General features: G+C 61.2%; 12 protein-coding genes. 4 read left to right on the top strand and 8 right to left on the bottom strand.

Annotation, left to right across the window (positions count from 1 at the left end):
• Positions 1-22: 22 nt before the first annotated feature.
• Positions 23-1,174 carry an alpha-hydroxy acid oxidase gene (locus ABZT49_RS02075; RefSeq protein WP_355282348.1) on the top strand — a complete coding sequence of 384 codons (1,152 nt, stop codon included), beginning with the start codon at positions 23-25 and terminating at the stop codon, positions 1,172-1,174.
• Between the two features lie 39 nt (positions 1,175-1,213).
• Here the strand turns inward: ABZT49_RS02075 and ABZT49_RS02070 are convergent, their stop codons facing one another.
• The gene (locus ABZT49_RS02070) at positions 1,214-2,302 is read right to left on the bottom strand and encodes a mandelate racemase/muconate lactonizing enzyme family protein (RefSeq protein WP_355282346.1); all 1,089 of its coding nucleotides are present in this window, start codon (positions 2,300-2,302) and stop codon (positions 1,214-1,216) included.
• Between the two features lie 317 nt (positions 2,303-2,619).
• Here ABZT49_RS02070 and ABZT49_RS02065 point away from each other — a divergent pair, with 317 nt between their 5' ends.
• The 3 genes from ABZT49_RS02065 (at position 2,620) to ABZT49_RS02055 (ending at position 6,130) form a co-directional block, all read left to right on the top strand.
• Entirely contained in the window at positions 2,620-3,999 is a 1,380-nt protein-coding gene (locus tag ABZT49_RS02065; protein ID WP_355282344.1) for an ABC transporter substrate-binding protein, read from the top strand.
• A gap of 359 nt (positions 4,000-4,358) precedes the next feature.
• Positions 4,359-5,228 carry a sugar ABC transporter permease gene (locus tag ABZT49_RS02060; protein WP_355282341.1) on the top strand — a complete coding sequence of 290 codons (870 nt, stop codon included), beginning with the start codon at positions 4,359-4,361 and terminating at the stop codon, positions 5,226-5,228.
• Positions 5,225-6,130, top strand: a complete 906-nt coding sequence (locus ABZT49_RS02055; RefSeq protein WP_355282339.1) for a carbohydrate ABC transporter permease — start codon at positions 5,225-5,227, stop codon at positions 6,128-6,130. The genes ABZT49_RS02060 and ABZT49_RS02055 overlap by 4 nt, the downstream gene beginning before the upstream one ends.
• A 197-nt stretch (positions 6,131-6,327) precedes the next feature.
• Here the strand turns inward: ABZT49_RS02055 and ABZT49_RS02050 are convergent, their stop codons facing one another.
• The 7 genes from ABZT49_RS02050 to ABZT49_RS02020 all read right to left on the bottom strand — a co-directional run bounded on the left by ABZT49_RS02050 (position 6,328) and on the right by ABZT49_RS02020 (position 13,416).
• Positions 6,328-8,037: a hypothetical protein gene (locus ABZT49_RS02050; RefSeq protein ID WP_355282336.1), complete on the bottom strand. Its 1,710-nt coding sequence runs from the start codon at positions 8,035-8,037 to the stop codon at positions 6,328-6,330.
• Between the two features lie 32 nt (positions 8,038-8,069).
• Positions 8,070-8,648: a hypothetical protein gene (locus tag ABZT49_RS02045; RefSeq protein ID WP_355282334.1), complete on the bottom strand. Its 579-nt coding sequence runs from the start codon at positions 8,646-8,648 to the stop codon at positions 8,070-8,072.
• A 53-nt stretch (positions 8,649-8,701) separates the two neighbouring features.
• The gene (locus tag ABZT49_RS02040; RefSeq protein ID WP_355282332.1) at positions 8,702-9,157 is read right to left on the bottom strand and encodes a dsDNA nuclease domain-containing protein; all 456 of its coding nucleotides are present in this window, start codon (positions 9,155-9,157) and stop codon (positions 8,702-8,704) included.
• A gap of 280 nt (positions 9,158-9,437) precedes the next feature.
• Positions 9,438-10,484, bottom strand: coding sequence for an ABC transporter ATP-binding protein (locus ABZT49_RS02035; RefSeq protein ID WP_407943427.1), 1,047 nt, complete (start codon positions 10,482-10,484; stop codon positions 9,438-9,440).
• Positions 10,481-11,464, bottom strand: a complete 984-nt coding sequence (locus tag ABZT49_RS02030) for an ABC transporter ATP-binding protein (protein WP_355282330.1) — start codon at positions 11,462-11,464, stop codon at positions 10,481-10,483. The genes ABZT49_RS02035 and ABZT49_RS02030 overlap by 4 nt, the downstream gene beginning before the upstream one ends.
• A 5-nt stretch (positions 11,465-11,469) precedes the next feature.
• A complete protein-coding gene (locus tag ABZT49_RS02025) occupies positions 11,470-12,420 on the bottom strand; it encodes an ABC transporter permease (RefSeq protein WP_355282327.1) in 951 nt (316 codons plus the stop codon).
• Between the two features lie 15 nt (positions 12,421-12,435).
• Positions 12,436-13,416, bottom strand: a complete 981-nt coding sequence (locus tag ABZT49_RS02020) for an ABC transporter permease (protein ID WP_355282324.1) — start codon at positions 13,414-13,416, stop codon at positions 12,436-12,438.
• Between the last annotated feature and the right edge of the window lie 167 nt (positions 13,417-13,583).

Raw genomic sequence — 13,583 nt, 5'->3', positions numbered from 1 at the left:
AATCCCCGCTACGAGAGCCCCGATGCGCCTCACCGACTGCCACAGCTTCCACGATTTCCGCCGCATGGCGAAACGCCGCCTGCCCGGCCCGATCTTCGACTACATCGACGGCGGCGCCGACGACGAGACCACGCTCCGTCGCAACACCGCGGCCTTCGAGGAATGCGACCTCGTTCCCAGCGTCCTGCGCGGCGTCAGCGAGGTCGACCTGTCGGTGACGGTGATGGGCCAGCGCCTCGCGTTCCCGGTCTATTGCTCGCCCACCGCCCTGCAACGGCTCTTCCACCACGACGGCGAGCGGGCGGTAGCGGCGGCCGCGGGTCAGTTCGGCACGATGTTCGGCGTCTCCTCCCTCGGCACGGTCAGCCTGGAGGAGGCGCGCCGGATCAGCAGCGGTCCCCAGGTCTACCAGTTCTACTTCCACAAGGACCGCGGCCTGAACCGCGAGATGATGGCCCGCGCCAAGCAGGCCGGCATCGAGGTGATGATGCTGACCGTCGACAGCATCACCGGCGGCAACCGCGAGCGCGACAAGCGCACCGGCTTCGCGATTCCCTTCCGGCTGACCCTTGGCGGCATGGCGCAGTTCGCCCTCAAGCCCGCCTGGGGCATCAACTACGTCACTCACGAGCGCTTCCGCCTGCCGCAGCTCGAGAACCACATCGCCATGGATGGCGGCGCCCTCTCGATCAGCCGCTACTTCACCGAGATGCTCGACCCCGCCATGACCTGGGACGACGTCGCCGCGATGGTGCGCGACTGGGACGGCCAGTTCTGCCTCAAGGGCGTGATGTCGGTGGAGGACGCGAAACGCGCGGTCGCGATCGGCTGTACCGGCATCGTGCTGTCGAACCATGGCGGGCGCCAGCTCGACGGCTCGCGCTCCGCCTTCGACCAGCTCGCCGAGATCGTCGACGCGGTCGGCGACCAGATCGACGTGATCATGGATGGCGGCGTGCAGCGCGGCACCCACGTGCTCAAGGCGCTGGCGCTCGGCGCCAAGGCGGTGGGCCTCGGCCGCTACTACCTCTTCCCGCTCGCGGCCGCCGGCCGGCCCGGCGTCGAGCGGGCGCTGGGGCTGATGCGGGCCGAGATCGAGCGCGGCATGAAGCTGATGGGCTGCACCGCGATCGACCAGCTCAGCCGGGAGAGTTTGCGCTTCACCCGCGGGTGATCCGACGCCGCGGGCCGGCCAGCCCGCGGCGCGACGTCGTCACGCCCGGATGGCGTCGAGCCCCTTCCAGTCGAAGGCGATGCCGTGGCCCGGCCGGTCGGGCGCCACCGCGAAGCCCTCCGTGATCGCCAGCGGCTCCGCGATGTAGGCGTCGAGCCCGAAGCCGTGCGCCTCCAGGTAGGAGCGGTTGGGCGCAGCCGCCAGCAGGTGCACCGTGACGTCGTGGGCGCCGTGCGAGGTGACCGGCAGGTTGAAGGCTTCCGCGAGGTGCGCGATCTTCATGAACGGGGTCACGCCGCCGCAATTCGTGACGTCCGGCTCCGGATAGGTGACGCCGCCCGAAGCGATCAGCTGCTTGAAGTCCCACAAGCTGCGCAGGTTCTCGCCCGCAGCGATCGGCAGGCCGCCCTCGCGCACGACGCGAGCCTGACCGGCGACGTCGTCGGGGATGACCGGCTCTTCCAGCCAGAACGGCTCGAAGGGCTGGAGGGCGCGGGCGGCGCGGATCGCCTCGTCGGCGCTCCAGCGCATGTTGGCGTCGACCATCAGGGGAAAGCCCTCGCCGAGATGCTCGCGCATCGCCCGCACCCGCTCGACATCCTCGGAGAGGCGCGGGCGCCCGACCTTCATCTTGATCGCGCGAAAGCCCTTCTTCAGGTTGTCGTCGGTCTGGCGGAGCAATTGATCGAGCGGAAGCTGAAGGTCGATGCCGCCGGCGTAAACCGGCACCTTGGGATCGTGGCCGCCGAGCAAGGTCCAGAGCGGCTGGCCGAGGCGCTTGGCCTTCAGGTCCCACAGCGCCATGTCGATCGCGGATTGCGCCAGCACCGCCGCGCCGCCGCGGCCGCCGTAATGCTGGCCCCACCAGATCCGCTGCCACAGCTGCTCGATCCGGTCGGCCTCCTGCCCGACGATCTGCTCCGGCACGTCGCGCCGCAGGATCGCGTCGATCGCCGCGCCGTTGCGGCCGCAGGTATAGGTGTAGCCGATCCCCTCCGCGCCGTCCGCGTCGCGTAAGCGCACGGTGTTGAGCTCGAAGGCCGACATGTCGCCGTGCATGCTGTCGCTGAGGGTCACGGCCAGCTTCACGCGGTAGTAGCCGGCCTCCAGCGAAACGATGCGGGGCATGGCGCTCCTCCCTTTTGTCACGGCTCGTCGGCCGCTTATCGACACGTTCGTGTCTCGTTGCGCGCCCTGTATGGTATCCGACCGGTGGATGGTCAAGACAGGAACGCGGAGTGATGTTGAAGACGAGGGCGTGATTATTATGAGATGAATTTTTCGATTTGCACGCCGGCCGCCAGAGGCTGGCCCTGTGGCGCGCAATATGATCTCGCTTGACTCATACCATGTGTTGATTGTCCCCCGAATTGCTTCAGGCGCCGTCCCGTGCTGATATGCCGGCAGACCGCCCGACCAACGGGGCGCCTGGGAGGAATCGATCGATGAAGCGGGTGATCGCGGGAGCGTTGTCGCTGGGTGGCCTGATAATGGCAGCGCTGCCGGCCATGGCGCAGGAGAACAAGACGCTCACCGTCTGGTTCAGCAAGGGCTTCTACCGGTCCGAGGACGAGTCGCTCTGGGCGACGATCAAGAAGTTCGAGCAGAAGACCGGGATCAAGGTCGAGCTGTCGCAATACGCGATCCAAGACATGATCCCGAAGACCGTGGCGGCGCTCGATTCCGGCTCGCCGCCCGATGTCGGCTACTCCGACACCTACAACAACCAGGCCGCCGGCAAGTGGGCCTTCGAGGGCAAGCTCGAGGACCTCACCGACATCCTCCAGCCGATGATGCCGCGCTTCGCGCCGCAGACCGTCGAGCACGTGCTGCTCATGAACGGGCAGACCAACAAGAAGGCTTATTACGGCTTCCCGCTCAAGCGCCAGACGCTCCACACCGAGATCTGGGGCGACATGCTGGAGAAGGCCGGCTTCAAGCAGTCGGACATCCCGGGCCAATGGTCGGATTACTGGGCGTTCTGGTGCGACAAGGTGCAGCCCGGCTACCGCAAGGCCTCGGGCACCCGCACCTACGGCATCGGCGCGCCGATGGGCGTGGAATCGACCGACAGCTTCCAGTCCTTCTACGCCTTCATGGACGCCTACGACGCCAAGCTCGTCGACAGCGACGGCAAGCTGACGGTCGACGATCCGAAGACCCGCGAGGGCGTGGTCAAGGCGCTGAAGGACTACACCGACCCCTACATCAAGGGCTGCGTGCCGCCGTCCGCCACGACCTGGAAGGACCCCGACAACAACGTCGCCTTCCACAACCGCACCACGGTGATGACGCACAACTTCACCATCTCGATCGCCGCGAAGTGGTACGAGGACAGCGTCAACCCGAACAACACCCCTGAGCAGCGCGAGGCCTCGAAGAAGGCCTACGAGGAGTCGATCATCACCGCGCCGTTCCCGGCCCGGCCCGACGGCAAGCCGATGACCTACCGCGCCGACGTCAAGCACGGCGTCGTCTTCTCGGGCGCCAAGAACAAGGCGGCGGCCAAGGAGTTCGTGAAGTTCATCATGGAGGAGGACAACCTCCGTCCCTACGTCGAGGGCGCGATCGGCCGCTGGTTCCCGGTCACCAAGGACTCGATCGAGAGCCCGTTCTGGCAGGCCGACAAGCACCGCAAGGCGGTCTACAACCAGTTCAAGTCCGGCACCGAGCCGTTCGACTACGTGAAGAACTACAAGTTCACGCTGGTCAACAACGAGAACGTCTTTGCCAAGGCGATGAACCGGGTGGTGAGCGAGAAGGTCCCGGTCGAGAAGGCGGCGGACGAGATGCTGGTCCGCATCAAGCAGATCGCCGGGCAGTAACGAGCAGGGGCTGCCCGGGGAAGGATGAGGCGCAAGTCCCCCCTCTCCCGTGTGGGAGAGGGGCCGGGGGTGAGGGTGACACGGTTCAGTGTGAAGCGCTGAGTGTCGTGCTGGCAGCTCGACGGTCTAAGTTTTCTGCGGAAGCGTAGCACCCTCACCCCTACCCCTCTCCCACACGGGAGAGGGGATCCCGCGCTTCATCCTGCAACGGAACGTCTTCGGACAGCCCCGCGGAACACAAGGAGAGGCACCCATGCCTCGCTCCACCCCATCCCGAGCGGGGTCCGGTCACTATGTGACCGGGGCCCGCTCTCGGTTTTCACGCAACCCCCATCCCGGCCTCGTCAGGGAGCCAGTCCATGTCCGCAACGGTCGCTGAGTCAGCACCGGTCGCCGCGGCTCAGCCCTTCCGCCTGACCTCCTGGCAGGCCTGGGGGCTGATCCTGATCGCGCCCTACCTGCTCGTCTTTCTGTTCTTCGTCATCTACCCGATCGGCTACGGCCTGTGGCTCGCCCGCAGCCCGGCGAGCTACGTGCATCTGGCGGAAGATCCGATCTTCGCCCGCGCCGTCGTCAACACGCTGGTGTTCCTGATCGTCGGCATCAACGTGAAGATGGCGATCGCGCTCCTGTTGTCGGGCTTCTTCACCAACGAGCGGAAGTGGATCCGCTGGCTGTCGGTGCTGTTCATCCTGCCCTGGGCGGTGCCGTCGATCCCGACGATCCTGTCGGTCCGGTTCATGCTCAACCCCGAATGGGGCGTGGTGAACTCGCTGATCTTCCGCTTCACCGGCGAGGACGGCCCGAACTGGCTCAACGACCCGTGGCTGGCGCTGACCCTCGCCATCGGCGTCCATATCTGGAAGTCGCTGCCGTTCTGGACGCTGATCCTGCTCGCCGGCCGGCTCGCCATTTCGGCCGACATGTATGAGGCGGCCTCCGTCGACGGCGCCACCAAGTGGCAGAAGTTTTTGCACGTCACCTGGCCGTCGATGCGGACGCTCTACGTGACCTGCACCATCCTGTCGATGATCTGGACGCTGGGCGACTTCAACTCGGTCTACCTGCTCACCGGCGGCGGCCCCGCCGACCTGACCCACGTGCTGGCGACGCTCGGCATCCGGTACCTCCGCCTCGACCAGGTCGACGCCTCGATGGCGGCGGTGGTCTGCGCGATGCCCTTCGTGCTGCCGCTGGTCTACGTGCTGATGAAGAGGCTCTCGAAATGAGCACGACCCTGACAGCCCGCGCCGCTCCGTCCGCGGAGGAGCGCTCCGCCGCCCGGACCAACTGGCTGCGCGCCGCCGGCACGGAGGCGAAGCTCCTCCTCATCGGCATCCCGGTCCTGCTCTGGACCGTGATCCCGATCTACCACCTCGTCCTGTTCGCGATCTCGCCGAAGCAGGACGCGATGTCGGGTGCGCTGTTTCCGGCCCACCCGACGCTGCAGAACTTCAAGATCGTGTTCGGGCAAAATCACTACTTCCTGTCGAACTTCTGGCAACAATTCTGGAACTCGGCGGTCATCGCCTTCGCGACCGGGGTGCTGACGCTGTTCGTCGCCACCGCGGCGGCCTTCGCGATCAGCCGCCTGAAGGTGAAGGGCGGCCGGACCGTGATGAACATGGCCCTGTTCACCTACTTCATCCCGGCCGCGTTCCTGGCCGTGCCGATGTACAAGACGATGGGGGCCTACGGGCTGCTCAACTCGAAATGGGCCCTGATCCTCGCGATGGTGACGATCGCCAGCCCCTACGCGATCTGGGTGCTGAAGCAGGCCTCCGACAAGCTGCCGGTGGAACTCGACGAAGCCGCGATCATGGACGGCGCCTCGCCGCCCCAGCTCTTCCGCTTCGTCTACCTGCCGCTGATGGTCCCGTCGCTGGTCGCGATCGGCGTCTACGCGCTGCTCCTCGCCTGGAACGAGTACCTGTTCGCCTTCCTGCTCCTCTCCCGCGACACCGACGTGACCCTGCCGGTGGCCCTGGGGAGCTTCCTGGCGGCGGATGACTCGCCGTGGGAGCTGCTGATGACCACCGGGTTGATCTACGCCCTGCCGCCTGCCGCGATCTATTATGTGTTCAAGCGGTATATGGTGGGTGGATTGACGGCGGGGGCGGTGAAGAGCTGATTGCTGGTGGTTGATCCCCGTCGACCATTCAAGACCGGCTACGCATCTGAAGTGCGTAGCCGGTTTCTTAGCTATCCTGCTGATGCGGAATTAGTCCTTTATCGAACGCGCAATGCGGATACTCGGTGCAGCTCTATAACCCTCGAATGCCAATATGTTGAGATTTTATTTAAATAATTATGAAGGAAATTTCTATCTCATAGCAATTCGCCTTGTTCGCCGCCAAGCATTTTATTTATGAAAGGGTTTATCAAGGATCTTACGCTGTCGTAACTTTCTCTGTTCAGTAACGCCTCTTTCTGTTTCGGATTAATAAGGTGTCCGTTATATTTTTCGCCATGGAGAGATACGGTGCCGAGTATGAGCTGCATATCATCAGGGCGGTTCTTCAGGGCAAATTTTATTATAGCTTGAGCGTTTCTTTCATCTTGATCTTGTTGAAGTGGCGTGTCTATTACAATCGGACACAGGCACGAGGTCGTAAATTCACGGATAGTATGCAAAAGAGCATAATGGTAAGCCAATATTGCTCTTAGTCCATAGCTCCCAGTTTCGTTAATTTTGGGCGAAATGCTCTTCATTACAGAATCGCTAAATTGAATGCCTAACTCTTCCGAAAATACGCGGAGTTTATCTGCGTAAAATCTAATTATTTGCGACTTTCTTCGCGGGCGACTATAATCCTTCATGTCAATCAAGGCAGCATCTTCCCTCAATTTCCATTCTGATATGCCTGCGTCGATAATGCTCCGCTCGTCTGATAGCGCGCTGTCCAACATCCTTTCGCTTTCATCCTTAAGCATATCGCGTAGTTTGATCTCATCTTGCACGTCGTTGAGCAATTTTTCTACATTTGCAATTCTTTCATTATGCGCACGAAGTAAGGAGAATGAACTTTCGATATCCTTTTCAATCGAACGTAGCGTGTTTTGAGATTTAGCTAAAAGATCACGACAAGTGTCTGCATCGTTTATAAGACCAAACCTATTGGCAAAATTGTTATCATGTATGGTGTTGCAGGTTGGGCATATGATCTGCGTCTCAGTTATATCTTTGACGAATCTAAGATCCGCATCAAGTTCGCTCAATGCTGTCTTCGCAATCTCGATCTCTTCTATTGTAAGAACTCGTTTAGATTGCAGCTCTGAAATTTTCTTTTTTGTGTCATCATATGAACCACGAATTCCATTTAGTTCTTTTAGGAGTTGATCGAGTTGATTGGCAAATAAATCCGGGTTAAATGTAATTCTTATAGGGGTTCGATCTTTGCGAAGACGGTCTGATGTGCGATCAAGTGCTTGGCGTTCTGATTTCAGCTTGTTTTGCTCACGAACCGCTTCCGCCTTTGCTGCTTGTGCTAAATAGAATTCTCTTGGTCTGATGCCTGTGTGATACTCAAGTATATTCTTTTTATAATCTCGAATCATATTGAGATTCTTGAACGAGCTCCACATATCCGACCAACCACGATCTTGATCTTGATAAAAAGGCATGAAGCAAAACTGCGGTGGTGGAGTAATGAGGTCTTCATACTTCGCGGCAAGTTGGATACTAAAATTTAGAAGTTGCGCAATTTGTGGTCCTACTTCTTTGACTATCGAAGATCCAGACCATACAAGATCATCGCTGGAGTTGAAAAATCCGAATTGGTCATTCAATCTTAACATCGAAAAATCAATATCATCGACAGAAATTTCTACAAATAACGCAACTCCCGCTTTCGTCCATTTCTCATTGACAACAGCCGGGTCTGCGCCTAACGAGCTATAGATCGATTTCATCAGATGGGATTTTCCGGTATCGTTTTCACCCATCACCACCGTTGTTGTTTTGCTGAATGTCTCTTGGCGGGCTTTCCCTTCGCGTACGGATAAGATTGACAGTCTGCGTAATTTCAAATTTCTCATAATTTTTCTTTCTTAGGCTCCTGATAAGTCTCTTATATTTTTGAAGTTGGGTCGTATGTGTATATTTCATAGATAATCATTGCCTTCAATTTTGCTGGTTTAAACGGCGTGAGATATTTATGGGCTGCATCATAGCATTTTATATATACATTGTCCACCATGTCGCGTAAACTCATATTTGTATCTTCTATTATTTTCGGAATTTCATTAATTATGGCCATTCTTACACGATTAATCGCACGGTCCGATACGTCTAGGGCGGCCGATCTATAGATATTGTATTCGTTTCGGATCAAGAGTATCTCTGAGAATGGGTAGCTGAGATTCGGTGCTATATCACCCCATTCTGGCGATCGGCTGTTATTCTGTATTGCATTAAGCCACTCTTGCACGTTTTTCTTTGTAATCCCTTTATCTTCAATAACTTGGCTCAATGATAGATGATCACCTTTAAAATTTGCCTTGCGTCGACACTCGTCTATAATTACTTGATAAACCGCCTCTGGGCTGAAGTAGATATGGCCCAAGTGCGCCGCGATAAATGTTTGAAGCTTCCCTTTTGTGTGGGATACCGCATCGCCTAAACTGAGATCGGTATACTCAAATCCCAAAATACCAATCTGAGATACCGTCGCGACAGGATACGGCTCTTGGATTGAGCTGACTATTTTTTAAAGTGGTCGCTTGTGCATTCGGAAAATCTAAAGCTTTTCTTATCGGTTTTAAAGCCGCACATTTGATTCGATACAAAATCGACAGACAGAACGAAGCTAGAGAATTTATGAATATTATCATACATTTTATCTATATGCGACGGAGTGATTGTGGTTCCTTTTTTTGTCCTAACCTTTTCGCGATGCAGAAGTGCAGAAAGTGTCCATCCGCCGCTCGTGTCTTTAGATTTTATTTGATAAAACCGTACTTTTGTGGGGCTGATTGAGTGATCAAGCAAGGCAATGTCGTCGTGAAATTCAAAAATGATGGCGTAATCTTCGCTTGAGGTATGTTCTTTGAAGAGAAGCGCAAGTCCCCACAACGCTTGGTATTCATATCTGTCACCAGTAGCTGATTTCTCCCGCAAGGGCACGTATATTAAATCGTTTGCTAAGGTCACGGACACGCATCCCGAACTCTTGAGGCCATGATGCCGCTTTAGGGAGTGCAAGACAACCAGCTATTTACAGGACTCTAACCCCCAGGAGAGAATCCCCCTGGAGGCACGGTGGTCCAGCTATTTTTACAGTATTTTTGATGTATACCGAAAGATGCGTTATTTAATTTTTTATATGATCTATAATGAAATAAATTAAAATACCATCTAGCTAAATGGCAATTGTTATGTAAAGAAAGATGGGAAAATACGCGCCGCCAACACTTTCCATCGCGACGCGCCATACGCTTTACGCCACCGCCGCCACACCCCCCGGCATCAACCGCCCTTCCTCCACCGCATGACACGCCACCCCATCCCGAAACGCCGGCACCTCCGCCTTGCACCGCTCATTCGCGAACGGGCAACGCGGGTGGAAGGTGCAACCTGACGGCGGGTTGATCGGGTTCGGGATCTCGCCCTGCACCGGCACGCGCTGCCGGCCGACATGCGCAAGATCAGGGACCGCGTCGAGGAGCATGCGGGTGTAGGGGTGCTTCGGGGCGGTGAAGAGCTCGCGGCCGCCGCCGATCTCGACGATGCGGCCGAGATACATCACGCCGATGCGGTTCGCCATGTGGCGCACCACGGCGAGGTTGTGGCTGATGAACAGGTAGGTCAGGCCGAGCCGGTCCTGGAGGTCGCGCATCAGGTTCAGGATCTGGGCCTGGACCGAGACGTCGAGGGCCGAGGTCGGCTCGTCGGCGACCAGGAACTCGGCCTCGGAGGCGAGCGCCCGCGCGATGGCGATGCGCTGGCGCTGGCCGCCCGAGAAGGCGTGGGGGTAGCGCTTGCCGTCGTCCGGGTGCAGGCCGACCAGGGTCAGCAGCTCGCCCACACGGGCCTGAATCTCGCGCTCGCCGGTGAGGAGCCCGAAGGCGCGGATCGGCTCGGCGATGATCCGGTCGACCCGCCAGCGCGGGTTCATCGAGGCGTAGGGGTCCTGAAAAATCATCTGGATGCGCCGGCGCAACTGCCGCCGCTCGGCGGCCTGGCGCGGGTCGGTCATCGAGATGCCGGCAATCGTCACCTCGCCGTCGGAGGGCGGCATCAGGCCGACCACCATGCGGGCGACGGTCGACTTGCCGGAGCCGGATTCGCCGACGATCGCCAGGGTCTCGCCCTTGGCGACCGAGAACGAGACGTGGTCGACGGCGCGCAGGTACTGGCGCGGCTGGCGCTCGATCACCCGGTTGAGCCAGGGGCGCGAGACGTCGAACAGGCGGCGCAGGTCGCGGACCTGGACGTAGTCGGGCTGGGGCGACATCGGGGTCTTCAGGGAGATGTGGGGCTTCATGCGGCGGCCTGTCCGGACGCGTCGTAGAGGTGGCAGGCGACCCGGTGCGAGCCGACCGTCAGCGGCTCGGGCCGGTCGACCGTGCAGCGGGCAAAGACCTTCGGGCAGCGCGGGTTGAAGGCGCAGCCGGGCGGGATCGCCGAGAGCCGCGGCATCGCGCCGGGAATCTGGGCGAGGCGATCGGATTCGTGCGACAGGGACGGGATCGCCCCCATCAGGCCCTGGGCGTAGGGGTGGAGCGGATCGCCCACCACCGCGGCCACCGGGCCGATCTCGGCGACGCGGCCGGCATACATCACCGCGACCCGGTCGGCGGCCTCGGCGATCACCCCCATGTCGTGGGTGATCAGCATCACGGCGGTGCCGTGGTCGCGCCCGAGGCGCTTCAGCAGCGTGATGATCTGGGCCTGGACCGAGACGTCGAGGGCGGTGGTCGGCTCGTCGGCGATGATCAGCTCCGGCTCGGCGGCGAGCGCGAGCGCGATCACGACGCGCTGGCGCATGCCGCCGGAGAATTCGTGCGGGAAGCCGTCGATCCGCCGCTCCGGCGCCGGGATGCCGACCTCGGCGAGCAGGTCGATCGCGCGCTGGCGGGCGGCCCGGGCCGAGAGGTCGGTGTGGGTGCGGATCGTCTCCTCGATCTGCCGGCCGACCCGGTAGAGCGGGTTGAGGCTGGTCAGCGGGTCCTGGAAGATCATGCCAATGCGCTTGCCGCGCACCTTCCGCATCGCTTCCGGAGCGAGGTTGTCGATGCGCTCGCCGTTGAGCAGGATCTCGCCGCCGGCGATGCGGCCGGGCGGGTCGATCAGGCCGATCACCGCCGAGCCGGTCACCGACTTGCCGGCGCCGGACTCGCCGACGACGCCGAGCACCTCGCCGCGGTTGATCTCGAAGGAGACGCCGTCGAGCGCGGTCAGCACGCCGCGGCGGGTGGCGAACTCGACCCGCAGGTCGCGCACCGAGAGGACGGGTTGGGTCATGTCGGTCACTGGAGCTTGGGGTTCAGAGCGTCGCGCAGCCAGTCGCCGAGCAGGTTGATCGCCAGCACCAGGCCGGCCAGCGCCAGGCCCGGAAAGGCGACGATCCACCACTCGCCCGAGAACAGGAAGCGGTTGCCGGTGCGGATCAGCGTGCCGAGCGAGGGCATCGTCTCCGGCAGGCCGGTGCCGAGGAAGGAGAGCGTCGCCTCGGTGATGATGGCGAGCGCCAGGTTGATGGTGGCGATGACGAAGACCGGGCCGGTGACGTTCGGCAGGATGTGGCGGGTGAGGATCACCGGCGCCGACAGGCCGATGAGCCGGCCGGCCTGGACGTAGTCCTTGTTCTTCTCGACCATCACCGAGCCGCGCACGGTGCGGGCGTACTGGACCCAGAACGACAGGCCGATCGCCACCACGATGAGGGCGATCTGCGCCTCCGCATCCATGTGGCCGCCGGCCACCGCCTTGGCGACGCCGTCGACGATGAGCGCGATCAGGATCGCCGGGAAGGTCAGCTGCACGTCGGCGACGCGCATGATGATGGTGTCGACCCAGCCGCCGGCATAGCCGGCGATCAGCCCGAGGCCGATGCCGATGAAGCCCGACAGCAGCACGCCGAGCACGCCGACGAGGAGCGACAGGCGCATGCCGTAGAACACCGCCGAGAGCACGTCGCGGCCCTGGTCGTCGGTGCCGATCAGGAACGGCGCCTGGCCGTCGGCGTACCAGAGCGGCGGCAGGTTGGCGTTCATCAGCTCGAGCTGCGCCGGGTCGTAGGGGTTCTGCGGCGAGATGACGGGGGCGAGCAGCGCCAGCGCGATGAACAGCACCGTGGCGACGAAGGCCACTATGGCGAGCTTCGAGCGCTTGAAGTTGGCGAACAGATCGGAATCGAGGAAGCGCGCGAGGCGCGAGGGCGGCGCCGCGGCAGTCAGCGCGGGAGCGGGGGAGGCCATGATGTTAGGGAATCCTCAGGCCGCCCGCCGCACCGAGAGGCGCAGGCGCGGATCGACGATGGTGTAGAGGAGATCGACCACGAGGTTGATCGTCACGAAGATGAGGGCGACGAGCAGCAGGTAGGCGGCCATGATCGGCACGTCGACGTTCTGCACCGCCTGCACGAAGAGCAGGCCCATGCCGGGCCACTGGAACACCGTCTCGGTGATGATCGAGAAGGCGATGATCGAGCCGAGCTGGAGGCCCGCCACGGTGATGACCGGGACCAGGGTGTTCTTGAGCGCGTGGCCGAAATGGATCGAGCGGGTGGTGAGGCCGCGCGCCCGGGCGAAGCGGATGTAGTCGGTGCGCAGGACCTCCAGCATCTCGGCCCGGACGAGGCGCATGATCAGCGTCATCTGGAACAGCCCGAGGGTGATCGAGGGCAGGATCAGGGCCTTCCAGCCCGACACCGTCAGGAAGCCGGTGGTCCACCAGCCGATCCGCACCGTGTCGCCGCGGCCGTAGGACGGCAACCAGCCGAGGGTGACCGAGAACAGGAAGATCAGCAGGATGCCGATCAGGAAGGTCGGCAGCGAGACGCCGACGAGCGAGATCGCCTGGAGAAGCTTGGCGAGGGCGCTGTGGCGGTGCAGCGCCGAGTACACCCCCATCAGGATGCCGGCGGTGAGCGCGAACAGGGTGGCGCAGAGCGCGAGTTCGAGCGTCGCGGGCATGCGCTCGGCGAGCAAAGTCGAGACCGGCTGGCGGAACTGGTACGAGTTGCCGAACTGGCCGCGCACGGCGTTGCCGGCGTAGCGGGCGAACTGCACCAGCACCGGGTCGTCGAGGCCGAGGCTCTGGCGGATCTGCAGCCGCTCGGCATAGGGCGTATCGGGCGCCACGAGCTGGTTCACCGGATCGCCGGCGAAGCGGAACATCGCGAAGGCGATCAGCCCGACCGCCAGCAGCACCCCGACGGATTGCAGCAGGCGGCGGAGAATGAAGGCGAGCATGGGGGGATTTTCTTGGGTTCTGGTGTGGTCCGAGGATTTCCCTCGGTGTCTCTGATTTTGACGAATGACTCGCGGGATCCCCTCTCCCGTGTGGGAGAGGGGTAGGGGTGAGGGTGACACGGTGCCGGGTTAAACTCAGACTGTTGAGCTGCCAGCACTACGCTCAG

The sequence above is a fragment of the Methylobacterium sp. EM32 genome, assembly GCF_040593685.1.
Taxonomy (GTDB): Bacteria; Pseudomonadota; Alphaproteobacteria; order Rhizobiales; family Beijerinckiaceae; genus Methylobacterium.
The sequence above is the reverse complement of the archived record's forward strand: the minus strand, read 5'-3'. Positions and strand labels throughout refer to the sequence as shown.

What these genes read in the sequence shown, in the direction of transcription:
- ABZT49_RS02030 (WP_355282330.1), bottom strand. Translation starts at nt 11,464, where the DNA reads ATGACCCAACCCGTCCTCTCGGTGCGCGACCTGCGGGTCGAGTTCGCC.
- ABZT49_RS02055 (WP_355282339.1), top strand. Translation starts at nt 5,225, where the DNA reads ATGAGCACGACCCTGACAGCCCGCGCCGCTCCGTCCGCGGAGGAGCGC.
- ABZT49_RS02075 (WP_355282348.1), top strand. Translation starts at nt 23, where the DNA reads ATGCGCCTCACCGACTGCCACAGCTTCCACGATTTCCGCCGCATGGCG.
- ABZT49_RS02050 (WP_355282336.1), bottom strand. Translation starts at nt 8,037, where the DNA reads ATGAGAAATTTGAAATTACGCAGACTGTCAATCTTATCCGTACGCGAA.
- ABZT49_RS02035 (WP_407943427.1), bottom strand. Translation starts at nt 10,484, where the DNA reads ATGAAGCCCCACATCTCCCTGAAGACCCCGATGTCGCCCCAGCCCGAC.
- ABZT49_RS02060 (WP_355282341.1), top strand. Translation starts at nt 4,359, where the DNA reads ATGTCCGCAACGGTCGCTGAGTCAGCACCGGTCGCCGCGGCTCAGCCC.
- ABZT49_RS02070 (WP_355282346.1), bottom strand. Translation starts at nt 2,302, where the DNA reads ATGCCCCGCATCGTTTCGCTGGAGGCCGGCTACTACCGCGTGAAGCTG.
- ABZT49_RS02025 (WP_355282327.1), bottom strand. Translation starts at nt 12,420, where the DNA reads ATGGCCTCCCCCGCTCCCGCGCTGACTGCCGCGGCGCCGCCCTCGCGC.
- ABZT49_RS02020 (WP_355282324.1), bottom strand. Translation starts at nt 13,416, where the DNA reads ATGCTCGCCTTCATTCTCCGCCGCCTGCTGCAATCCGTCGGGGTGCTG.
- ABZT49_RS02065 (WP_355282344.1), top strand. Translation starts at nt 2,620, where the DNA reads ATGAAGCGGGTGATCGCGGGAGCGTTGTCGCTGGGTGGCCTGATAATG.